The following is a 22,682-nucleotide window of genomic DNA, read 5'->3' on the forward strand; positions in this document are numbered from 1 at the left end:
TCGCGCGAAGTCCAACCGCAGAGGAAAGCAATGGCTGATTCGAACGACTTTCAGGACGACGCCGTCGATCCGACCAGCGACGACGCAGCGTCGGTGCCCGCCGACGCCGTGAGCCCCTCCGATGACTCCGGCGACGCCTCGATCGAGACACCCGAGGTCGGCGACGACGAGATCTCGGTCGCCCCGAGCGAGGTCGAGAACGCCGCGCCGAGCGAGGAGGAGCTCGCCGCCCGCGAGGCCGAGGCCGCGCTGCTGCTCATCTTCCAGTCGACCGTCTTCGATAAGAACGGGGCGAAGATCGGCCGCGTCGGTCAGGTCTACCTCGACGACCAGACGCAGGAGCCGAACTGGGTCACGGTGAAGACTGGCATGTTTGGCACCAAGGAATATTTCATTCCGCTCGACGAGTCGGAGCAGACTGAGAAGCGCATCACGGTGCCCTACGACAAGGCGAAGGTGCACAGCGCACCGTTCACCGAGATCGACCAGAACCTCTCGCCCGAAGAAGAGGACGAGCTCTACAACTACTACGGAGTGCCCGGCCGCACCACGGCCGAGGGCAGCCTCAACGTCGCCGACCCCGACGACGACGCGCCGAAACAGAAGGCCGAGCCCGAGACCATCGCGCCCCTCGGCGGCGGCGTCTCGAGAGAGGACGAGCCGCTGAGCGCGTCCGACCTCCTCGGCGACACCACGGACTCGGGTGCGGACGCCCCCGCGACCTCGTCGGCGTTTGATGACATCGTTGCGGATGCGCCGAGCGAGTCGGACGCGCAGGACGCGACGCCCGCGAGCGACACCGGCGATGCGTCGCCGTTCGACGCGTTGGCGGCCGACGCCGAAGCCGAGACACCGCAGCGTGGCGACTCGGATGCGCTGAGCTTCGACGCGTTCACCGACGACGGCGACGACGCGGAGAATGGCGACGCCTCGCCGTTCGAGCGCCCCGACCGCGAGAACTGATACCCACGCACACGGCCCGGTGGAATACGACCACCGGGCCGTGTGTTCTCTCAACTATCGATTGGACTCCGCACCGAGGGTGCGGCACGAGGAGGCGTTTATGGCAACCACTGAGCTCAACGAGCAGAACTTCATGGAGACCGTGACTGGCGAGGGCATTCACCTCGTCGATTTCTGGGCCGCCTGGTGCGGTCCGTGCCGCCAGTTCGGCCCCATCTACGAAAAGGTGAGCGAGTCTCACCCCGACATCACCTTCGGCAAGGTCGACACCGAGGCGAACCAGCAGCTCTCGGGTGAACTCGGCATCCGCTCGATCCCGACGCTCATGGCGTTCCGCGACGGCGTGCTCATGTTCAACCAGGCTGGCGCGCTGCCCGCGGCCGCCGTCGAGCAGGTCATCGAGGCCGTTGCCGCCGCCGACATGGACGAGGTGCGGGCCGAGATCGAGAAGCAGCAGTCGGCCGCCGAGGCCGGCGAGGCCGCGCCGCGCACCGACGGTGCGCAAGTCTAAGCAAGCGCACCAGCTCAGCAAACGGGGCGTGGTCGCGAGAGAATTCTCGCGACCACGCCCCGTTCACGTTTGGTCTATGGGCTAGAACCGCTGCGCGAGCAGAGTTGCGAGGTGCACGCCTTCCTTATCGGCAAGCTGCTCCGCCTGCGTGCGGCACGAGAACCCGTCGGCGAGGAAGACCGCGTCGTCGCTCGCCTGGCGCAGCGCCGGCAGCAGCGCGTTCTCGGCCACCGCAACCGAGACGTCGTAGTGGCCCTTCTCGAGACCGAAGTTGCCGGCGAGGCCGCAGCAGCCCGCGAGCTGCGTGAGCTCGGCGCCGAGCGAGGTGAGCAGCTGGCGGTCGGGCGCGAAGCCCATCACCGAGTGCTGGTGGCAGTGTGGCTGCACGACGAGTTCGAGGCCGTCGAGGCGCGGCAGTTCGACCTCGGAGTCGGGCGTCACCGGCGAGCGGCCCATGAGCACCTCCGAGAGCGTGAACGTGTTCTCGGCGATGAGCTTCGCGCGCGGGTCGTCGGGAAACAGCTCGAGCAGGTCGCTGCGCAGCACCGCGGTGCAGCTCGGCTCGACGCCGACGATCGGCACGCCCGAGTCGACAATCGGGGCAAATTCGTCCATGAGCTGAGCGAGACGCTTGCGGGCACCGTCGAGCTGTCCCGTCGAGATCCAGGTGAGGCCGCAACACACGGACCGCGCCGGCGTGACCACCTCGAGGCCGACGTGCTCGAGCACGCGCACGACGTCGTGATCGACGCCGGGTGCGAAGCCGTTCGAGAACGAGTCGGCCCACACGAGCACGCGATCAGTCTTGGTGCGGGCAGCGGTCACCCGCAGGGCGACGCCAGCCTTCTCGGCGCGACGACGGTCGGCCGCAAAGCTGCGGCGGGCGACCTTCGGGATGCGGCGGCGCGAGTCGACGCCGGCGACCGGCAGCAGCAGCTTGCGCAGCCAGTCCTGCCCCATCACGCCGTTGACGACCGGTGCGAACGGCACCATGAGCTTCTCCCATCGTGGCAGCTGCCCGAGCACGTAGTGGTTCATCGGGCGCAGCTTGCCCTTGTACTTGCGGTAGAGCGACTCCGACTTGTAGGCCGCTACGTCAACGCCCGCGGGGCAATCACTCGCACAGGCCTTGCAGCTCAGGCAGAAGTCGAGCGAGTCGGCGAGCTCGTGCGAGCTAAAGCCACCCTTAATGAGGCCGCCGTTCGTGACCTCCTGGAGCACACGAGCCCGGCCGCGGGTCGAGTGCGTTTCGTCCTTCGTCGCCTGATAGCTCGGGCACATGAAGCCGCCCGCGGCCGAGTTGTCGGCGCGGCACTTGCCCATACCGACGCAGCGGTGCACGGCGCGGGTGAAGTCACCACCGTCCTCAGCCCACGAGAACCCACCGCGGATGCGCGGGGTCGGCAAGGCCTGCGGGCGCCGCAGGTCGGCGTCGAGCGCCGCGGGCTGCACGAGCACATCGGGGTTCAGCACGTTGCGGGGGTCGAACAGTGCCTTCACCTCGCCAAACGCAGCGATCGCCTCGTCGGAGTACATGAGCGGCAGCAGCTCGCTGCGGGCACGACCGTCGCCGTGCTCACCCGAGATCGAGCCGCCAAAGTCGGCGACGAGGCGTCCGGCGTCGAGCATGAAGCGGCGCATCACGGCACCGTCGCGCTCGAGCGGGATCGACAGGCGCACGTGAATGCAGCCGTCGCCGAAGTGGCCGTATGGCATGCCCTCGATGCCGTGCTGCTCGGTAAGCTTGTCGAACTCGCGCAGGTAGTCACCGAGGCGCTCCGGCGGCACCGCAGCATCCTCAAAGCCGGGCCAGGCCTGCTCCCCCGCCGGCGTGCGGCTCGCGAGGCCCACACCGTCTTCGCGCACGCGCCAGATCGGGCGCGCCTTCGCCGGGTCGGCGATGACGTTCGACGAGATCGCCGCCGAGGCGCGGATGAGCTTGTTCGCGCGGTCGAGCGCGTCGGCCTCGTTCTCGCCGGGCATCTCGATGAGGAGCCAGCCGGCGCCCTCCGGCAGCGCCGAGACTGCCTCGGCGCCGTGGCTGCGCCGCACCGCGTCGACGAGGCGCGCATCCATGCCCTCGATCGCGCCTGGGCGCTGCTCGAGCAGGTTCGGGATGTCGTCGGCGGCCGCGTACATTGACGAGTAGCCGAGCGCGATGGTCACCGGCGCCGACGGCACATCGACGAGGCGCACGGTGGCGCCAAGCGTGACGCCGAGCGTGCCCTCGGAGCCGACGAGGAACTGCGCGAGGTTGTGCCCGCGTTCAGGCAGTAGTGCCTCGAGCGCGTAACCCGACACCTGGCGGCCGAAGCGGCCGAACTCGGTGCGGATCAGCGCGAGGTGACGCGTCGTGAACTCCTGCAGGCCCGGCACGACACTGAGGTCGTCGGCCGCGGTGAAGCGGCGTCCCTGGCCATCGACGACGTCGAGGTCGATGACGTTATCGGCGGTGCGGCCGAAGCGCAGCGAGTGCGAGCCGCAGGCGTTGTTGCCGATCATGCCGCCGACGGTGCAGCGCGTCCAGGTCGAGGGGTCGGGCCCGAAGCGCAGGCCGTGCGGCTTCGCGGCGTCCTGCAGCTGGGCGACGATGACGCCCGGGTCGATGCGCGCGATCTTCTCGACGGGGTCGATCTCGTGAATGCGGTTGAGGTAGCGCGAGGTGTCGACGACGATGCCGGGGCCTATCGCGTTGCCGGCGATGGAGGTGCCCGCGCCGCGCAGGTGCAGCGGCGTGCTCGTGGCGCGCGACACGTCGGCGATCGCGACGAGGTCGTCGGCCGACCGCGGGAAGGTGACGACCTTCGGCACGATGCGGTAGTTCGAGGCGTCGGTCGAATACTCGCCGCGACGCAGCGTCGACGAGTCGACATCGCCCTCAATCGCGTCGCGCAACATGCCCGCCAGTTCACGGGCTTCGTCGTGCTGAGTGCTCGTCAGGGTGTCGCCGACCGTCACGTGGAACCTTTCTTCCGCACCGCCGCCGCGGCCTGGGGACGCCGCGCAGAAAGCGTGTCTTCGATCGTACCGGCTTCCACGCAGCCGACTTTCGGATGCGATTTTTACACTGACGCTGCGGGCGCCGGAGCCCGCGCGCAACCGCTCGTGCGCCACCCGAGCACACCCGACCACCAGGAGCCAGCATGACCACGAACGAGTCCCAGCAAACCCCCGACGACGATGCCCTGAGCGCCGCTCTCGCGCACTCCGATGAAGTCCGTCACGAGCATCACAGCGACGGGCAGCTGGATGCGCCTGCCGCGGGCACGACGAACGCCGACGACACTGCAGCCGAAGCGGCCCCAACCGCCGAACGCCGCGACGCCCCAGCCGAGGAGTGGAGCACGGGCCGCCCCGTCCACTTCGAGATTCACGCCGCCGACCCGAAGCGCGCCGCCGAGTTTTACTCGGCCGCGTTCGGATGGAAACTCGAGGACTGGAGCGAGTACGCCGGCATGCCCTACTTCGGTGCCACGACCGGCGTCGGCAACGGCATCGACGGCGCGATCATGCAGCGCCAGGGTGAGAACCCGCCCACGGGAGGCCCCGTCGCCGGCGCCGTGATCACGATCGGCGTCGCCGACTTCGACGCGGCCGCCAATTCGATCCAGGCGGCAGGCGGCACCGTGGCACTGCCGAAGTACGCGCTGCCGGGCATGGCGTGGCAGGGCTACTTTGTCGACACCGAGAACAACGTCTTCGGCATCCACCAGGCTGACCCGAACGCCGCCTAACCGCGCGGGGCAGCCCGGAGCGGGCGCTTAGGGTTCGTCGCGGTTGCGGCGGTTGCGGAGAAGAATGAGTGCCGTGCCCAGCACGAGCAGAGCAGCAACCACGCCCGCGGCGATCCCGAAGCCGCTCGCGCCGGTGACGGCGAGGGGCATGGCGGCGATCGGCGTGATGTCGGCCGCGTGGGCGACGCTCACGCCGGTAAGAATGAGGACGAGGCTCAGCATTGACGTCAGGACACCGATAACGACGTTCTTGATCTTGTGCATGGCATCTCCTCCCCGAGAAGCCGGCGGCAGCGCCGGGCCCTACCCACAACCCTAGGCGCAATCGGCAGCGAATTGTCGCGCTGACCCGAGATATTGATCAGCGTTACGCCGACGGCGTAGCCACGGTCGTGACCCCCGCGAGGTCGGTCACCTCGAGCGTGATGTCGGCGGGCTCAACGCCGTCAGGAACCGCGAGTTCGGTCGTGAGCCGGCCCCGAGTATCCCGCCACGCGCTCGCGAGGCGCAGGTCGCGATACCGCAGCGCCCAACCACCGACGCCGGCAAGGCCGTCCGCGCCGACGCGCGCCACCGCATCCGTCGGCCCGTTGCGTGCCGCGCGAAACGCCCCGAGCGCCGTGCCTTCGAAGGCCTCGAGGCGCACCGTCGCGCCAGCAAAGTTAGCGCGGATGCTCGCGTCGCCCCAGGATTCGCGGCCGACGAGATACGCGTGGCCGGCCCCGTCGAGCCGCGCCTGCGTCGTCGCGACCGCCTGCGCGTTGCTGTCGACGCTCACCCACGCTCGCCCGAGGCCCGCCGCCGCGAGCGCGGTCGTGCCCGAGCCGCCGAACGCGTCGACAACGAGGTCACTGCCGTCGGTGGTCCATCGCAGCAGCACCTCGAGCAGGCCGAGCGGCTTCTGTGTGGCATAGCCGGTGCGTTCGGCCGAGACGTTGAGCACGGGCCGCACGCTGACCGGATGCACGCCACCCTCACTCACAAGGTTGAAGGCGCCCTCGAGCACGTCGCGCAGCAGCGTGTCGACGTAGTGGCGACCCTCGTCGTCGATCTTGCTGCCGATGAACGGCCGCTCGAGGTATTGCCGCTCGGTGAGCGGACGAATGCGAAACGCGTCGCTGCGGCGGTAGAGCAGCAGATCGTCGTGTTTGCGCGGCACCGAGCGGGTGCGCGACGCACCGCCCGAGCGGTAGCTCCACACGAGGGCGTTGACAAAGTTGTCGGCCCCAAACACCTCGTCGAGCACGACCCGCACCCAGTGCGACGCATGCCAGTCGACGTGCACGCACACCGCGCCGTCGGCGGCGAGCAGCTCGCGCACGAGCACGAGTCGCGCGGCGAGCATCCGCAGATAGTTGGGTGTGCCGCCGCCCCAGCGGTCGGAGTACGCGAGGTGTTCAAGCGAGACCGCTTCACCGTCGGTGAGCGAGGTCGTCCCCCGCGAGCGATAGTCGGCCTTCGAATCGAATGGCGGGTCAAGGGAAACGAGCGCCGGCCGCCGCCCGCCCGCCTCAGCTTCGACGACGAGTTGTGCGAGCGCGCGCAGATTGTCGCCGGACACGAGTCGGCCGGGCACGGCGTGGGTGTGCGGCACGAGCGGCGCCTCGCCGGCGCGCGCCCGCTCGAGTGCGGCCAGCGCATCCGCCTCGGCCGCTCGCAGGAGGTCGGGCAGCCGACCGAGCACGCCGGTCACGCGCCGACGTAGGCGGCGAGGTGCTGCCCGGTCAGGGTGGAGCGGGCGTCGACGAGCTCGCGCGGCGTGCCCTCGAACACGATTTCGCCGCCCTCGTTGCCGCCGCCGGGGCCGAGGTCGATGATCCAGTCGGCGTGGGTCATGACGGCCTGGTGGTGCTCGATGACGATGACCGACTTACCGCCGTCGACGAGGCGATCGATAAGCCCGAGCAACTGCTCGACGTCGGCGAGGTGCAGGCCGGTGGTCGGCTCATCGAGTACGAAGATCGCGCCCTTCTCTGTCATCTCGTTCGCGAGCTTGAGCCGCTGTCGCTCGCCGCCCGAGAGCGTGGTGAGGGGCTGGCCGAGCGTGATGTAGCCGAGCCCGACATCGACGAGGCGCAGCAGAATCTTGTGCACGGCGGGGATGCGCGCCTCGCCCTCGGCGAAGAACTCCACGGCCGCCGCGGCCGGCAACTCGAGCACCTCGGCGATGTCCTTGCCGCCGAGGGTGTACTGCAGCACCTCACCGTCGAAGCGGTGGCCCTGGCAGACCTCGCAGGTCGTCGTCACGCCCGAGGCGATCGCAAGGTCGGTGTAGATGACGCCCGCGCCCTTGCAGTTCGGGCAGGCGCCGTCAGAGTTCGGCGAAAACAGCGACGGCTTCACGCCGTTCGCCTTCGCGAAGGCCTTGCGGATGCCGTCGAGCATGCCAGTGTAGGTCGCGGGGTTGCTGCGGCGCGAGCCGCGGATCGCCGACTGGTCGACGAGGATCACGCGGTCGTCCTTGCCCACCACGTCGCCGAGCAGCGAGCTCTTGCCCGAGCCCGCGACACCCGTGATGGCGGTGAGCACGCCGAGCGGAATATCGACGTCGACGTTGTTCAGGTTGTGCGCGTTCGCGCCGCGCACCTCGATCGCCTCGGTCGCTACCCGCGTCGTCTCCTTGAGCTGGGTGCGGTCGTCGAGGTGCCTGCCGGTGAGGGTGTCGCTACGGCGAAGTTCGTCGACGGTGCCCTCGAACGTGATGTTGCCGCCTGCCGTGCCCGGGCCGGGGCCGATGTCGACGACGTGATCGGCGATCTGGATCGTCTCGGGCTTGTGCTCGACCACGAGCACGGTATTGCCCTTGTCACGCAGCTCGCGCAGCAGCTCGTTCATGCGCTCGATGTCGTGCGGGTGCAGGCCAACCGTCGGCTCGTCGAAAACGTAGGTGACGTCGGTGAGCGAGGACCCGAGGTGGCGAATCATCTTCGTGCGCTGGGCCTCGCCACCCGAAAGCGTGCCGGAGGCACGGTCGAGCGAGAGGTAGCCGAGCCCGATGCGCACGAACGACTCGATCAGGTGCAGGAGCGAGCGCAGCAGCGGCGCGGCCTCGGGCGCATCCAGCTCGCGCACCCACGCCGCGAGTTCGGTGAGCTGCATCGCGCAGAGCTCGCCGATGTGTTTGCCCGCGATCTTCGACTGGCGCGCCGGCTGCGCGAGTCGCGTGCCGCCGCACTCGGGGCACGGCTGAAACGCGACCGCGCGGTCGACGAACGCGCGGATGTGCGGCTGCATCGACTCGCGGTCTTTCTGCAGGAACGACTTTTGGATGCTCGGCAGCAGCCCGTTGTACGTGATGTTGATGCCGTTGAACTTGATCTTCGTCGGTTCCTTGTCGAGGAAGTCGTGGCGCTCCTGCTCGGTGAAGTCCTTGATTTTCTTGTCGGGGTGGAAGAAACCCGAGTCAATGAACATCTTCACGTTCCAGCCATCCGCCGTGTAACCGGGAATGTTGAACGGCCCCTCGCGCAGCGACTTGTTCTTGTCGAAGAGCTCATCGAGGTCGAGGTCGCTCACCTGCCCCATGCCGTCGCAGCTTGGGCACATGCCGCCGAGCACCTCGAAGCGCCGTACTTCTTTTTTGCCACCCTGCACTGACACAGCGCCCTGGCCGGACGCCGATGCGACGTTGAACGAGTACGCCTGAGGCGAGCCGAGGTTTGGCTCGGCGAGGCGGGCATAGAGGATGCGCAGCAACGCGTTCGCGTCGGTCACGGTGCCGACCGTCGAGCGCGAGTTCGCGCCCATCCGCTCCTGGTCGACGATGATCGCGGTCGTGAGCCCCTCAAGCAGGTCGACCTCGGGGCGCCCGAGCGACGGCATGAAGCCCTGCACGAACGCGCTGTAGGTCTCGTTGATCATGCGCTGCGACTCGGCGGCGATGGTGTCAAAGACAAGCGAGCTCTTGCCCGAGCCCGACACCCCGGTGAACACCGTGAGCCGTCGCTTCGGCAGGTCGACCGACACGTTCTTCAGGTTGTTCTCGCGCGCGCCGTGCACGCGAATGAGTTCGTGCTGGTCGGCGGGATGTGGCTGGGTCGCAGTCATGCGCCCAATCTTGCCACTGCGTGCGAGCCTGCTACCGAGCCCTGGCAGAATAGATACGACTAGTCGTCGAGGCAAAAGAGGACCCCAGTGCAGTTCGTATCCACGCGCGGCGGCATGCAGCCCGCATCCTTCAGCGACATTCTTCTCGAGGGGCTCGCGCCCGACGGCGGTCTCGTCGTTCCTCAGGAGATTCCGCAGGTGTCGAGCGAGCAGCTCGAGTCGTGGCGCGGGCTGAGCTACCCCGAGCTCGCGGCCGAGGTCATCGGCCTGTTCTGGACCGACATTCCGCGCGAGGATCTCGACGCGATCTGCGCGCGGGCCTACGGCGAACAGTTCTCATCGATCGTGCCGATCACGAAGCTCGACGAGCAGCTCTCGCTCGTCGGCCTCTCGGAGGGCCCGACGCTCGCGTTCAAGGACATGGCGATGCAGTTCCTCGGTGAGGCGATCCCCTACGTGCTCGAGCAGCGCGGCGAGGCCCTGAACATCCTCGGTGCGACCTCGGGAGACACCGGCTCGGCTGCCGAGTACGCGTTCCGCTCGAAGCCGAACATCGGCGTCTTCATGCTCTCGCCCCAGGGCCGCATGAGCGAGTTCCAGCGCGCGCAGATGTACTCGCTGCCGGACGAGAACATTCACAACATCGCCGTCGAGGGCGTCTTCGACGACTGCCAAAACCTCGTCAAGGCGCTCAACGGCGACCTCGAGTTCAAGGCCGAGGTCAGCCTCGGCACCGTGAACTCGATCAACCTCGGCCGCGTCGCGGCGCAGGTCGTCTACTACTTCTGGGCCTGGCTGCGAGTCACTGACACCCTCGCCGAGAACGGCGCGGATGCGGCGAAGCTCGCTGGCTCGCAGGTCTCGTTCTCGGTGCCGTCGGGCAACTTTGGCAACATCTTCTCGGGGCACCTCGCGAAGCAGATGGGCGTACCCGTCTTCCTGCTCGTGCTCGCGACGAACGAGAACAACGTGCTCGACGAGTTCTTCCGCACCGGCATCTACGCGCCGCGCTCGCGCGCCGAGACCCTCGCGACCTCGAGCCCGTCGATGGACATCTCGAAGGCGTCGAACCTCGAGCGCTTTGTCTACATGCTGCTCGGCAGCGATCCCGACAAGCTTCGCGCCGCGTGGGAGGAGCTCGACGCCACGGGCACGCTCGACCTCTCGGCCGAACAGCCGCGCTTCACGCCCGAATTCGGCATCGTCGGTGGCATGAGCACGCACCTCGACCGCATTGCCGCGATCCGCGCGAGCTACGAGAAGTCGGGCTACATTCTCGACCCGCACACCGCCGACGGCGTCACCGTCGCGCGTGGCTTCCACGAGCCCGGCGTGCCCATGCTCGTGCTCGAGACCGCGAAGCCGCAGAAGTTTGCCGAAACGGTGCGTGAGGCGATCGACCGAGACCCCGAGGTTTCTGAAGAACTCGCCGACCTGCTGCAGCGGCCACAGCGCACCGTGAGCATGCCTGACGACGCCGAGCAGCTGCGCGCGTTCATTCGAGAGCACGCCGTCCGCTAGCTACCCGAGAAAGCGACGACGGCACCCGCCGGAAGCTGCTGCTCGACCGAGGCAAGATGGGTCGTGCCGGCCGGCGCGTGCTCTACGCGGTCGCGATCCTCGTTGGCATCGCCATCGCGGTGCTGCCGAACACCCGCTTCACGAGCTACACGGCGCTCGCGCTGCAGCAGGGGCAGCTCTTCCTTGACAACTGGGACTCCGACTACCTCGACTACCTCATTCCGAAGCTCGAGGGCGAACTCGGGCACAACCCCGTCGAGGCGGTCTACATCGGCTCCGCGGTCATCGGCGTGAACGCGCCGATCGGCGTCGACACGACCAACTCCGACAGCTGGTCGATCCGCAACGGCGGGTTCGAGCACGACGGCCCGTACTCGGGCCAGCCGGAATCGAGTGCCGAGTTCTTCTCGCTCGACGACGTCAACTGGGCGGGCATCGAGCCGTTCGTCAAGCACGCCCTCGACGAGGCGAGGCCAAAAATCGGCGAGGTGAGGGAGGACAACATCTCGGTCTCGGTCGACCGGGCAACCAACAACGATGTTGAGTCCGATCAGTTCGGCAGGCCTGTCGGCGACGTTGAAATCCGCATCAGCCTGACCGGCGACTACTCGGGCGCCAGTTTTGTCTCTGACAGCGCCGCCGAGAAACTCGAGCTGATCTCGGTCCACTAACCAGGGGCGAGTTCCACGGCGCCTAGCCAGCGGCCGGCCGCGCCGTCACCGTAAGCACGGCGAAGGGCACGAGCAGCGCGAGCGCAACGAGCGCCAGCACCGAGAAGCTCGTCACCGCCATGAGCGGGCCGGACGCGAAGGCCGCGACCGCGGCGCAGAGGTTCGCGAGCGCATCCGCCCCACCCTGCGCCTGCGCGCGGTGCGCATCCGCCACCACCCCGCTGAACAGCGCCGAGGCCGCGACGTTGACGAACGACCAGCCCACCCCGAGCAGCACGAGCGACACGACGACCCAGCTCGTGTCGCCGGGCCGCAGCGCCCCGACAAGGCATGACGCGGCGAGCCCCACCACCCCGATGCCAATCGTGCCGCGGTGGCCGAGCCAGCCGACGCACCAGCCGACGACGGGCGCGAGCACATACATCCCCGCGACGTGCAGCGAGATGGTGATGCCGATGATGGTGACCGAGTCGCCGAGGTGGGTGAGATGCACCGGCGTCATCGTCATCATCGCGACCATGACCGACTGGGCAACCAGGATCGCGACGAGCGCGTAGCGGGCCGGCGGGTTGCGCCGCATTTCGGCGAACGCCAGGCGAAGGCGCGAGCCGCCGGATGCGGTGGGCCGGGGCGGTGCCGGGGCGAGCGCTTGCAGCGTTCGCAGCGGGTCGGGCCGCAGCAGCAGCCAGACCACGACGCCGGCGGCGGCGAGACAGACAGCGGCGATGAGAAACGCGCCCGCGAACACCGTCAGCCCGAGCTGATCGCCGAGCCACTCCCCCGGCATACCAAGATTGGGGCCGAGCACCGAACCAAGGGTGCCCACCCAGACCACGAGCGCGAGCGATCGAGCTTTGGCGGATGCGGGGGCCAGGTCAGTCGCGGCGAAGCGAGACTGCAGGCCAGCGGCCGTGCCCGCACCGATGCCGAACAGCCCAAGAAAGAGCGGTACGACGAGCGAAAACTGTGCCGCCAGGACGAGCAGGCCAGCACCCGCGGCCGCGACGAACCAGCCCAGGGTCAGCGCGGTGCGGCGGCCCGCGCGGGCCGCGAGGTTGCCGAGGGGCAGGCCAAAGAGCGCGGCGCCGAGGGTGGTCGAACTGCGCGCGAGTCCCGCGATGGCCTCGTTCTCGGTCACCTCGTTCGCGAGCAGGATGCCCACCGAGGGCGCGGCGCCGACACCGATCATGCCGATCACCTGCACGGTGACGAGCACCCACATGGTGCGCCGCTGCACCGCGGCCGCGTCGAAGTTCTGCCCCAAGGTCACCCACTCACACTACTGGCGCCCTGGCGGGGTGCATGCCCCGCCAGGGCGCCAGTAGTGTGAGCCGCACGAGTTAGCGCAGCTGGGTACGCCGCACGAGAACGAGCCAGGCCACGCCGGCGACCACCGCCACGACCCCGAGTGTGGTCATGTAGGCCCACCAGTCGAGGGCGAACAGGCTGCCGAACCACGTCGCGAACTCGAACGACCGCATCGACAGGATCGCGACGGCGAGGCCGACCACCGCCACGGTGATGAAGAAGCTCCAGATGAAGGTCTGGCGCCAGCGGAAGTAGCCCGAGATAAAGGCCGCGCCCACGAGCATCGCGCTCATGGCGATGAGGAAGGTCTGAATCGCCGTCTGCCACAGCGGGCCAAAGCCGACGTACGCGACGTCAAAGAACCGAACCCGCAGTCCGTAGCCGTCCGTTGCGAGCTCGATGCTCTTGCCGATGAGCACGATCGCGGTGAACACGACGGCGTAGCCGAGGAACACGAGCGAGGTGCCGAGCACGTATTCGCGTCGGGTTAGCCCCAGGCCGAGGGCGAGCGGGAAGTACTGCCCCATCGAGATGAAGCCGAGCATGACGATCGGGCCGAGCACGGTGAAGATCGCGCCGTTGAAGCGCATGCCATTGTTCATGCCCTCGACACCCTCGGCGTCGGACACCGAGTGCACAGTGAGGCCGATCGCGATGATGAAGGCGATGGCGATCAGCATGATCACGAGCGGCCAGCCGTACGTCTGCATGCGGTTGACGGTGTGCATCTTGACGACACTCTTGTAGCGCATGGCTACTCCTTTCCTGCCGTGACGGCGCCCGGCGCCGCCGAGGTCGTGAGGTGAACGATGTAGTCCTGCAGCGACACGGGCGCGGTGTCGAGCCCGGCTGCGGATGCCGCAGCGACGATCTCGGCGCGGTCACCGAGCACCGCGGCCGTCGCGAGACTGCCGAGTGTCTGCAGCTGCAGCGTCTCGCGGTCGGCGGCGAAGGCGCGCACGTCGCTGGCCCGCCCCGAGACCTCGGTCGCCGCGCTGCGCAACTCGTCGACCGAGGCGTCGGCGAGCACGCGGCCCTCGTCGAGCAGCACGACGTGCTCGAGCAGCTTCGAGACCTCGTCGATGTGGTGAGTCGAGAGCAACACGGTGCGCGGATGCTCGCCAAAATCGGCGAGGAGCCGGTCGAAGAACAGCCGGCGGGCCACGACGTCGAGGCCGAGGTATGGCTCGTCGAAGATCGTCAACGGCGCCCGCGAGGCGAGGCCGATGATGATGCCGACGGCCGAGAGCTGGCCGCGCGAGAGCTTCGGGATCACCCGTTTCACGGGCAGGCGGAAGTCGTCGACCAGCTGCGCCGCGAAGTCGGCGTCCCACTCGGGGTAAAGCCCCGCGGTGATGTCGAGCAGGTCGCTCGCGCGGAACTGTTCGGGGTATTTCTGGCTCTCTTGGATGAACGAGGTGCGAGAGAGCACGCGCGCCGACTCGACGGGGTTCTCGCCGAACACCCGCACGCTGCCGGAAGTCGCGAATTGTTGCCCCGTCAGGAGCTTCATCAGGGTGGTCTTGCCGGCACCGTTGCGGCCGAGCAGCCCGTAGATTCGGTGCTCGTCGAGGGTGACGGAGACGTCGTCGAGCGCGTGGACGTCGCGGAAATGCTTGCTGACGTTGGTGAGTTCGATGGCGTTCATGAGGTGGTCTCCTCGGTGATCATGGTGGCGATCTCTTCGGGGCGGATGCCGAGCTGCGCAGCTTCTCGCAGCAGCGGCCGGATGTACTGCTCGCGAAAGCCGTCCTGGCGACGGCGCCGGAGTCGGTCGATGGCGCCGGAGGCAACAAACATGCCGATGCCGCGGCGCTTCGTGAGGATGCCTGCGTCGACGAGGCGGTTGAGCCCCTTGCCGGCGGTGGCCGGGTTGATGCGCAAAAACGCGGCGAGTTCGTTGGTCGAGGGAACGGCGCTGTCTTCGGCGTAGGTGCCGTCGAGAATGCCATCTTCGATCTGTTCTGCCACCGCAATGAACAGCGGTTTGGATTCGTCGAGCATGTCACCTCCGGTTGGTCGTGGCGACGGGTTCACTACCGCCGTGGTTCATTACTCAGCCAACTAACCATGTAACTACGGTCGAGTCAACCCCGAGCACTGCTGCCGGCGTCACTAAGCTGGGAATGGCCGCCCCAGGCCCGACCCGAGGAGATCGCCATGACCGAGCACGTGCCCGAGCTGCTCGCCGAATTCGACAGCATCAGCGACCCGAAGATGGCCGCGATCAATGCGAAGCATGGCGACGCGCACGTTATCGTCGCGAGCGCCGGCTGGGCGCTCACGAGCGAGCGCGTCGTGAAGCGCCCGGAGGGCATCGACGAGCCGGCGCTGCTCGACCAGATCGAGCGCGAGATGCGCGACGCTCCCGAGCGCCTGCAGTGGGCGATGAATCAGACCCTTGCCGAGATCGGCATCGCGAACCCCGAGCTGCGCGACCGCGCGATCGACATTGGCGAACGCCTCGAGGTGCTCAAGGACTACCCGACTCCCCCGAACTGCACGTCGCCGTTCGCGCCGATTTGGATCGCCGAGATCGTTCGCCGTAACGAGGCCAAGGCGTAATCGACGCCGCGAACCACTCCGCTTCGCGAAAGGGGCGATGCGGCTTGTGTATCGCTGCGGTCGCATTTCTGCCGTCGCGGCCCCAAGTTGGCTAGGCTTGCGAGTCGGGCCACTCGCACGAAAGGGAATGCATGTCGAACTCGCCGAAGCAGAAACTCGAGGTTCCTCCGGAGATCACGCGGTCGTGGCTACTTCTCTCTGCCCGCTCGACCGACAAGTTTGACTCGGCCCGCGCATCCCGCACCGACCAGCTCATCCTCGACCTCGAGGACGGCGTCGACCCGAACTACAAGAACGAGGCGCGCGAGGATGTGCTCGAGTGGTTCGCTGGCGGCGGCTCGGCCTGGGTGCGCATCAACCCCCGCAGCACCGAATTCTGGGCGGGCGACGTCGACAACCTTGCCGGCGTGAAGGGCCTGCAAGGCGTCATGCTCGCCAAGACCGAGTACCCCGAAGAAGTCTCGGAGACCTTCGAGCGCCTCGGCGGGAACACCCCCGTGATTCCCCTCATCGAGTCGGCGCTCGGCATCGAGTCGGCCGTCACGATCGCGAAGGCGAAGGGCGTCTTCCGCCTCGCGTTCGGCTCGGGCGACTACCGCCGCGATACGGGTACCGAGGCCTCGGACCTCGCGATGGCGTACCCCCGCTCGCGCCTCACGACGGCGAGCGCGATCGCCGGCCTCACCGGCCCGATCGATGGCCCGACCGTGAGCAAGAGCCACCCGGTGATTCGTGAACAGTGCGAGACCGCCGTGAGCCTCGGGCTGACCGGCAAGCTCTGCCTTGACGTGAACCAGCTGCCCGTCATCAACGAGTGCCTGAGCCCGCCTCCGGCCGACGTCGGCTGGGCGCGCGACTTCATCGCCGAGTTCGACGCGCGTGGGCGCATCGTGCGCGACGGCAGCGATCTGCCCCGCCTCAAGCGCGCTGAGCGCATCGACCACCTCGCCCGCGCGTTCGGCATCGAGCCGGTTCGCTACTAGCCTGCCGCCGAGCAACCGAAAACGGCCCCGGAGCCCACCATCGTGGGCTCCGGGGCCGTTGCCGTGGTGCGCTACTTCTTCGCGGCGAAGCGGAAGAGCTTCTTGTTCGCGAACTCAAGCATGCCGACCTTGCCGAGCTCACGACCGTAGCCCGACTTCTTCACGCCACCGAAGGGCACGTCGGCGCCCTCGAGGCCGGTGGCGTTGATAAACACCATGCCGACGTCGAGCTGGTTGCCGACCGCTTCGGCGTGCGCCTCGTCGTCGCAGAACACCGTCGAGCCGAGCCCGTACGGCGACGAGTTCGCGAGGCTGATCGCCTCGTCGTCGGTCGAGAACTTGTAGAGCTGCGCGACGGGTCCGAACAGCTCCTGGCTGTAGACGTCCATCTCGGGCGTGATGCCCGTGATCACCGAGGGCGTGTAGACGTTGCCCTCGGGCGTGTTGTCACCGACGAGCTGCTCGGCGCCCTGGTCGAGCGCGCCCTGCACCTGCTTGGTCAGGGTGCTCGTTGCACCGGACGACGAGAGCGGACCAAAGTCACCGTTCTCGTACGACTGGCCCGCGATGGCCTCCTTGAACTTCTGCGAGAACTCCTCGAAGACCGACTCGTGCACAACGATGCGCTTCGAGCCGTTACAGGCCTGACCCGTGTTCTCCATGCGACCACCCACAGCGTGACGCACGGCGCGGTCAATGTCAGCGGTGCCCTCGAGCACGACGAAGACGTCGGAACCACCGAGCTCGAGCACGCACTTCTTGAGGTGCTTGCCCGCCTGCTCAGCAACGATCGCGCCGGCGCGCTCCGAGCCCGTGAGCGAAACGCCCTGGATGCGGTCGTCGGCGATGATGTCCGAGAGCTGCTCGTGGGTCGCGAAGACGTTAACGTAGGCACCCTCGGGGAACCCGGCGTCAAGGAAGAGCTGCTGCAGCGCGAGCGCCGATTCGGGGCACTGCGCCGCGTGCTTGAGGATCACGGTGTTGCCGAGGATGAGGTTCGGCACCGCGAAGCGGGCGACCTGGTAGTACGGGTAGTTCCAGGGCATGATGCCGAGGATCACGCCGGTGCCCTGGAAGCGGAAGAACGTGCGCAGGCCGTCCTCCACCTCGAGCTCCTCGTCGGCGAGCCACTTCTCGGCGTTCTCGCCGAACGCCTTCGAGATGGCGCCCGAGAACTCGGCCTCGCCGATCGACTGGTCGAGCGGCTTGCCCATTTCGCGGTTGATAATCGCGCCAAGCTCCTCGCGACGCTCCTCGAACAGCTCACCAAGACGCACCGCGAGCTTCGCTCGCTCGGCGACCGTGGTCTTGCGCGACCACTCCTGGTAGGTCTGCTGCGCCGATGCGAGCGCCTGCTCGATCTCGGTCGAAGTCGCGTCGGGGTACTCGGCAAGAGTCTCTCCCGTGGCAGGGTTAATAACAGCGAAGGTGGTCATTCTGGACTGCTCCATTCTGGATTCGGCGTTGAAGCGGTAAATGGCGTTCAATTATTGCAGCACGGGGCTGAACGCGACCACAGCATGCGCAAATCGGACGCCTTCGCGCGGACTGACGCGCCGCTCGGAGCGCTGCTGGCCTCCACTCCCGCCACGAAACTGGCCGGGCGCTAGCCGTTGTTCCCGGCCACGTTGTGAACGGCTGGAGTCGCCGAAGACTTGCCTTCTCCTCGAGGGCGTCTCGCGTCGACCCACTTGGGTCCGCTCACACGTGGCGTCGCCGTGACCGCCACGGCGTTCGCGGCCACGATGACGAGCATCGCGATCCACGACGTGAGGTCGAGGCGTTCGCCGAGCATGAGCATCCCGACGAGCGCCGCGAGGATCGGCTGCACGCTCATGAAGACACCGAAGAAGTGGGCGGGCACGAGGCGCAGCGCGATGACGTCGACGAAATACGGCACACCCGACGAGAGCACGCCGGCGAGCAGGTCGTAGACGACGACCGGCAGCGTCAGTTCGCTGTTCACGAGCACGAAGATGCCGGTCGGCAGGTAGGCAAGCCCCGAGATGCCGGCGGCGGTCGCCGAGCCTTCGACGCCCGGCAGTCGCTGCCCGACGGCGCGATTCGCGAAGATGTACACCGCCCAGCACACGGCAGCGACGAGGGCGACGGCGACGCCGAGATAATCGTCGGTCGCTCCCGGCCGCACGAGCACGACGACCCCAACGCCCGCGGCGATGCCGCAGAGCACGGTGCGCAAGCGCTTCGAGCCGAACAGGGCAATCGCGAGTGGGCCGAGGAATTCGAGGGTGATGGTGAGGCCGAGGCCGATGCGGTTGATCGCGACGTAGACGCAGAGGTTCATGAGCATGAACGTGAACGCGAGCACGAGGATCGGCCGCCACTGCGAGGCCCGGAACCGCCAGAACTTCGGCCGCGCCGCCGCACCGAGCACGATGGCCGCGACCCACTGGCGCACCGCGACCACGCCGACCGGGCCGATCGCGGGGAACGCGAGCGCACCGAACGACGCACCGAACTGGGTCGAGGTCGCCGCCGTGAGCATGAGGCCAACACCGACGGCTCGATCACGCCCGGTGCCCTCGATCGGGGCGGGAACCGGCGCGGTCGGCAGGTGCTGGGCGAACAGGTTGCGGGCCATGGATCAAAGCTACGATCGCGCCATCGTTACGCAAAATGCAATTGACGGCCTATTGATACGCTGAGCGTATGGATGTGTTTGGCCCCGACCGCCTCGAACTGCGGCACCTGCTGCACTTCGTGGCCGTCGTCGACGCCGGCAGCTTCACGAGCGCCGCGCATCAGCTCGACGTGTCGCAGGCCGCGGTGTCACGCAATGTCAGCGCGCTCGAGCGAGTGCTCGGGGTGCGGCTGCTCGTGCGCAACAGCCGATCGGTGCGCCTCACGACCCCAGGCTCGCGCATCCTCACGCGGGCCCGGGCCACGCTCGCGTCGGTCGATGAGCTGCTGCGCGAGGCGGAATCCGGCGCCGACACCGTGCTCCTGGGTCACGCGTGGTCGTCGTTCGGCGCGCGCACCCAGACCTTCCAGCGGCGCTGGCAGCGCGAGCATCCCGGCAAGACGCTGCGTTTCGTACACCACAACCTCGCGAACGGTGGACTTGGCGAGGGGCTTTGTGACATCGCGGTCGTGCGCGACCCGGTTGGCTTCGGGCCCTGGCCGCACGCCCTCATCGGGTACGAGCGGCGCTTCGCCGTGCTGTCGTCTGATGATCCCTGGGCCCGGCGGCGCAGTGTGAAGTGGGATGAATTGCGCGAGCGCACCCTGCTCGTCGACCGAGTCTCGGGCACGACGCGCACCGGGCTCTGGGATGGCGAGCCGAAACCCCGCGTGCTGCCCACCGGCGGCATTGACGACTGGCTCGCGATGATCGCGGCCGGTGAGGGTACCGGGGTGAGCTCCGAGGCGACGGCCGCGCAGTATCGGCGCGAGGGCATCGCGTATCGGCCGATTCGTGACGCGCCGCCGATCGGCGTGCACCTCATCTGGGGCGCGCAGGATGCGCATCCGCTCACGCCGGCGCTCGTCGCCCTCGCGATCGACCTCTACCGCGACAGCCTCGCGCTGCAGCCCGGCGCGCACTAACGGGGCTGCTCCCCCAGCGTCGACGTCACGGCTGCGGGCAGGCCTCAAAGACGTAATCGGGGTCGCCCGCCGCCACGAGCTTCGGGTCGCGCAAGATCATCGTCGTGGGGCGCTCGGGCGCCTCGCATGCTGCCGCGAATCCGGCCTCGCCGAGTTCGTCGGTGTATTCGATGTCGAGCACCACGGGGTACGCCTCGGCGTAATCGGCGCACTCGTCGAACTGCACGCACGACTCGGTGATCGCAAAATCGAAGCCGGCATCGCGCAGCTTGCTCGCGAGTTCGACGGCGTTCTTCTGGGCGACCGCGAGGCCCGCGTCGTGGGTGAGCTGCGCGTACCTGGTCGCGAGGGCGACGTTGTCGGCCTCGGCGAGCGCGCCGTCGGACCGCAGATAGGAGTCGAGATTGTCGAACTCGACGGCGTCGTAGCCGCCGCGCTGACAGTCGAGGATCTCGTCGCCCACGAGCTCCTCGATCGCCGCGCGGTTCGCCTCGGTCGACGTGTCGTAGATGAATTCGTCGGGCCAGCCGGGGTCGACGAGCGGCTCACCACTCGCGGTCACGAGCAACTCGGGGTGCGCTTGGGCGAACGACGCGGAGGCCTCGGGTTGGGTCTGAAAGCCGTTCACGTAGCAAATGTCATAGCCGAGATCGGCGGGGGCGGCCGTGCGGTCGCGCTCGACGACGGTCACGCCCTCGGGCGGGTCGTACGCGCCGCCGAGCTGATAATCGAATCCCGCGTCTGCCGGAGGCTGGCGCACCTGCGCGACCGAGTCGGCCGCGCATCCGCTCAACGCCAGCGTCACCGCCAGCGTGAGCAGGCCGGGAGCGGTGAGTGTCGGTCGAACCATGCCTACCTTCCGATGTCGCGACGCCGGAAGCCGACGACGCCGACCAGGGTGAGCGCGAGCGTCACGAGACTGATCCAGAGTAGTTGCCATCAGTCAGCGCTCGTGTCGGACACGGTCGGCACATGCCAGAACTCACTCATCGCAGCGCTCAATCGCAGAGCTTGAACGTAGGCCCGAGCAGCGTCAGCACGAACGAGAGGAGCACGCCCGCTGAGGCGGCACGGGTGACGGTGAGGATCGTGCCGAGGGCACGCCGAAATCGCACCCTCGTCGGAAGAGGAAGCTACATGCCATGAAGATCGTGTAGACAAGAGCCAATTCCGGTACCGCGAGAGGATGCACCATGCTGACAGAATTCTTGCGGGATCAGGCCTTTGCGGTTGCTTGGCTGTCAGTCATGGCTGCGGGCTGGTTCGGCTGGTCCCAGGAAGACCCGAGGCCGAAGCTCCGAGGCTGGTTGGGAGCAGGCTCGGTGGTCTCGATGCTCGTCGCGATCGCATTTGGGATTTTGGTGTGGCGCAATTGGTCGACGTCGACCGCGCTCGAGGGCCGCTACTGGGTGTTCGGCCTGGTGGTGCTCGCCGAGGTCGTGCTCATCGGCGGCGGCTGCATCGTGCTCGCGCGGCAGAAACAGACGCGATGGTATGGCTGGTGGATCGGCCTATGCGTTGCCCTGCACTTTGTCGCCCTCGTCTTCGTGTTCGAGGACTGGTCATATCTCGTACTGACGGCCGTGCAGGTCACTGGCCTGATGCTGTTGCTGCCAACGCTCCGACGTGGCACCTATCAGACGAGCCGATGGGCCTGCCCATGGATCGCCGTGACGTTTCTGCTCTTCGCGGTAGTCTCCGGCGTCAGCTTCTTGCTGAAACATGGCTATCCGTTCTGAGGGCAAAGGGCGCTGCAGCGGGAACGCAGCGTTGTTCGTCGAGTCGAGTTCGGCCGCGGCGCCTTGGACAACTTGGCCCGAGTCTCGCCCTAGGCTGAGGGAATGACCAACCCCGCGGCGCCCTCGCGCGAGCCACGAACTCCTGCCGGGCCCGACCGCACCTCGGTGCTGCGGGCGCTCGGACTCGTGCTCGTCGGTTCGCTCGGAATTCAGACCTCGGCCGCGATCTCGTCGGGACTCTTCGGCGACTACGGCACGTACGGCACCTCGGCGGTGCGTATGCTCATCGCCGCCGTGCTCATGCTCGTCATCGTGCGGCCTCGCCTGCGCGGTCGCGGCCGGCGCGAGTGGCTCGGCATCTGCGTCTATGGCGTCGCGATGGCCGCGATGAACCTCTGCCTCTACAACGCGATCGACCGCATCCCGCTCGGCGTCGCCGTGACCCTCGACTTCCTCGGGCCGTGCGCGATCGCGCTGCTCGGCTCGCGGCGGCTGCGCGAGGGTCTCTGCGCGCTCGTCGCCGTCGCCGGGGTCGCCCTCATCTCGGCAGGCCCGCTCGGCTACTTCGACCTCGCCGGGTACCTGTTCGCGCTGGGCGCCGCGTTCTTCTTCGCGGTCTACACCGTTGGCGCCGACCGCATCGGCAAGGCGAGCAGCGGGCTCGACGGTGTCGCGCTCTCGGTGACGATCGCGGCGGTCGTGACCCTGCCGATCGCCGTGCCGCAGTTGCCCCGCATCGACGGGCCGGACTGGTGGTTATTCACGTTCTCGGCGGTGATCGGCGTCGCGATTCCGTTTTCGGTTGACACCATCGCCGGCCGCATCACCTCGGCGCGCATCATCGGCGTGCTCTTCGCGGTCGACCCGGCGCTGAGCAGCCTCGTTGGCTTCGTGCTGCTCGGCCAGGCGATGTCGCCGCAGGCGATCGCGGGCATCGGCCTCGTCGCCGTCGCGGGCGCGCTCATCGTCTGGTTCGCGAAGCAGCCGAACCCGGTCGGCGCGCATCCGTTGCCGCCGGAATAGCTCGGGTCGACGGCTCAGGCGGGCTCGACCAAGTTTGACCGTGCGCTCGA

Annotated in this window: 20 protein-coding genes and 1 pseudogene; 10 read left to right on the plus strand and 11 right to left on the minus strand. The window is 67.9% G+C overall.

The window, feature by feature from the left end; translation table 11 throughout:
- Positions 1 to 30 precede the first annotated feature (30 nt).
- Positions 31 to 963 (plus strand): PRC-barrel domain-containing protein, encoded by a 933-nt coding sequence (locus tag EJL01_RS13075; protein WP_206427673.1) that lies wholly within the window; start codon positions 31 to 33, stop codon positions 961 to 963.
- A gap of 100 nt (positions 964 to 1,063) precedes the next feature.
- Positions 1,064 to 1,474, plus strand: coding sequence for a thioredoxin (gene trxA, locus EJL01_RS04125; protein WP_125106371.1), 411 nt, complete (start codon positions 1,064 to 1,066; stop codon positions 1,472 to 1,474).
- Between the two features lie 81 nt (positions 1,475 to 1,555).
- Here the strand turns inward: trxA and EJL01_RS04130 are convergent, their stop codons facing one another.
- Positions 1,556 to 4,432, minus strand: coding sequence for an FAD-binding and (Fe-S)-binding domain-containing protein (locus tag EJL01_RS04130; RefSeq protein ID WP_348982889.1), 2,877 nt, complete (start codon positions 4,430 to 4,432; stop codon positions 1,556 to 1,558).
- Between the two features lie 185 nt (positions 4,433 to 4,617).
- On the opposite strand from EJL01_RS04130, the gene EJL01_RS04135 reads away from it, so the two are divergent.
- Positions 4,618 to 5,208: a VOC family protein gene (locus EJL01_RS04135; protein WP_125106372.1), complete on the plus strand. Its 591-nt coding sequence runs from the start codon at positions 4,618 to 4,620 to the stop codon at positions 5,206 to 5,208.
- Between the two features lie 27 nt (positions 5,209 to 5,235).
- Here EJL01_RS04135 and EJL01_RS04140 read toward each other — a convergent pair whose 3' ends face one another.
- The 3 genes from EJL01_RS04140 to EJL01_RS04150 form a co-directional block, all read right to left on the minus strand.
- Positions 5,236 to 5,472 (minus strand): hypothetical protein, encoded by a 237-nt coding sequence (locus EJL01_RS04140; protein ID WP_125106373.1) that lies wholly within the window; start codon positions 5,470 to 5,472, stop codon positions 5,236 to 5,238.
- Positions 5,473 to 5,575: 103 nt separating this feature from the next.
- Positions 5,576 to 6,901, minus strand: a complete 1,326-nt coding sequence (locus EJL01_RS04145) for a DNA methyltransferase (protein WP_125106374.1) — start codon at positions 6,899 to 6,901, stop codon at positions 5,576 to 5,578.
- Entirely contained in the window at positions 6,898 to 9,255 is a 2,358-nt protein-coding gene (locus EJL01_RS04150) for an ATP-binding cassette domain-containing protein (protein ID WP_125106375.1), read from the minus strand. Before EJL01_RS04150 ends, EJL01_RS04145 begins: the two co-directional genes overlap by 4 nt.
- An 87-nt stretch (positions 9,256 to 9,342) precedes the next feature.
- Between EJL01_RS04150 and thrC the strand changes: the two genes are divergently transcribed.
- Positions 9,343 to 10,776 carry a threonine synthase gene (thrC, locus tag EJL01_RS04155; protein ID WP_125106376.1) on the plus strand — a complete coding sequence of 478 codons (1,434 nt, stop codon included), beginning with the start codon at positions 9,343 to 9,345 and terminating at the stop codon, positions 10,774 to 10,776.
- 56 nt (positions 10,777 to 10,832) lie between these two features.
- On the plus strand, positions 10,833 to 11,447 hold the full coding sequence (locus EJL01_RS04160) for a hypothetical protein (RefSeq protein WP_125106377.1): 615 nt from the start codon (positions 10,833 to 10,835) through the stop codon (positions 11,445 to 11,447).
- A gap of 22 nt (positions 11,448 to 11,469) precedes the next feature.
- Here the strand turns inward: EJL01_RS04160 and EJL01_RS04165 are convergent, their stop codons facing one another.
- The 4 genes from EJL01_RS04165 to EJL01_RS04180 all read right to left on the minus strand — a co-directional run bounded on the left by EJL01_RS04165 (position 11,470) and on the right by EJL01_RS04180 (position 14,759).
- Complete coding sequence (locus EJL01_RS04165) at positions 11,470 to 12,717, minus strand: MFS transporter (protein WP_241209097.1); 1,248 nt, start codon at positions 12,715 to 12,717, stop codon at positions 11,470 to 11,472.
- Positions 12,718 to 12,787: 70 nt separating this feature from the next.
- Positions 12,788 to 13,507: a hypothetical protein gene (locus EJL01_RS04170; protein WP_125106378.1), complete on the minus strand. Its 720-nt coding sequence runs from the start codon at positions 13,505 to 13,507 to the stop codon at positions 12,788 to 12,790.
- 2 nt (positions 13,508 to 13,509) lie between these two features.
- Positions 13,510 to 14,403: an ABC transporter ATP-binding protein gene (locus EJL01_RS04175; protein WP_125106379.1), complete on the minus strand. Its 894-nt coding sequence runs from the start codon at positions 14,401 to 14,403 to the stop codon at positions 13,510 to 13,512.
- The gene (locus tag EJL01_RS04180) at positions 14,400 to 14,759 is read right to left on the minus strand and encodes a GntR family transcriptional regulator (RefSeq protein ID WP_125106380.1); all 360 of its coding nucleotides are present in this window, start codon (positions 14,757 to 14,759) and stop codon (positions 14,400 to 14,402) included. The genes EJL01_RS04175 and EJL01_RS04180 overlap by 4 nt, the downstream gene beginning before the upstream one ends.
- Before the next feature lie 240 nt (positions 14,760 to 14,999).
- Between EJL01_RS04180 and EJL01_RS04185 the strand changes: the two are divergent.
- A pseudogene (locus EJL01_RS04185) lies at positions 15,000 to 15,320 on the plus strand (DNA alkylation repair protein); the annotation flags it as partial.
- Positions 15,321 to 15,451: 131 nt separating this feature from the next.
- Positions 15,452 to 16,303 (plus strand): HpcH/HpaI aldolase/citrate lyase family protein, encoded by an 852-nt coding sequence (locus EJL01_RS04190; protein ID WP_125106381.1) that lies wholly within the window; start codon positions 15,452 to 15,454, stop codon positions 16,301 to 16,303.
- Between the two features lie 71 nt (positions 16,304 to 16,374).
- On the opposite strand, the gene EJL01_RS04195 is transcribed toward EJL01_RS04190, so the two are convergent.
- Together EJL01_RS04195 and EJL01_RS04200 are read right to left on the minus strand one after the other, a co-directional pair.
- Positions 16,375 to 17,739 (minus strand): aldehyde dehydrogenase family protein, encoded by a 1,365-nt coding sequence (locus tag EJL01_RS04195; RefSeq protein ID WP_125106382.1) that lies wholly within the window; start codon positions 17,737 to 17,739, stop codon positions 16,375 to 16,377.
- Positions 17,740 to 17,909: 170 nt separating this feature from the next.
- Entirely contained in the window at positions 17,910 to 18,905 is a 996-nt protein-coding gene (locus EJL01_RS04200; RefSeq protein WP_241209098.1) for an EamA family transporter, read from the minus strand.
- Positions 18,906 to 18,973: 68 nt separating this feature from the next.
- Here EJL01_RS04200 and EJL01_RS04205 point away from each other — a divergent pair, with 68 nt between their 5' ends.
- Positions 18,974 to 19,870, plus strand: a complete 897-nt coding sequence (locus EJL01_RS04205; RefSeq protein WP_125106383.1) for a LysR family transcriptional regulator — start codon at positions 18,974 to 18,976, stop codon at positions 19,868 to 19,870.
- 25 nt (positions 19,871 to 19,895) lie between these two features.
- On the opposite strand, the gene EJL01_RS04210 is transcribed toward EJL01_RS04205, so the two are convergent.
- Positions 19,896 to 20,720, minus strand: coding sequence for an endo alpha-1,4 polygalactosaminidase (locus EJL01_RS04210; protein ID WP_125106384.1), 825 nt, complete (start codon positions 20,718 to 20,720; stop codon positions 19,896 to 19,898).
- 343 nt (positions 20,721 to 21,063) lie between these two features.
- Between EJL01_RS04210 and EJL01_RS04215 the strand changes: the two genes are divergently transcribed.
- Both EJL01_RS04215 and EJL01_RS04220 read left to right on the plus strand, forming a co-directional pair.
- On the plus strand, positions 21,064 to 21,609 hold the full coding sequence (locus tag EJL01_RS04215) for a hypothetical protein (protein ID WP_125106385.1): 546 nt from the start codon (positions 21,064 to 21,066) through the stop codon (positions 21,607 to 21,609).
- Positions 21,610 to 21,711: 102 nt separating this feature from the next.
- On the plus strand, positions 21,712 to 22,632 hold the full coding sequence (locus EJL01_RS04220; RefSeq protein ID WP_125106386.1) for an EamA family transporter: 921 nt from the start codon (positions 21,712 to 21,714) through the stop codon (positions 22,630 to 22,632).
- The last annotated feature ends 50 nt before the right edge of the window (positions 22,633 to 22,682 follow it).

Source organism: Gulosibacter massiliensis, from assembly GCF_900626105.1.
GTDB lineage: Bacteria > Actinomycetota > Actinomycetes > Actinomycetales > Microbacteriaceae > Gulosibacter > Gulosibacter sediminis.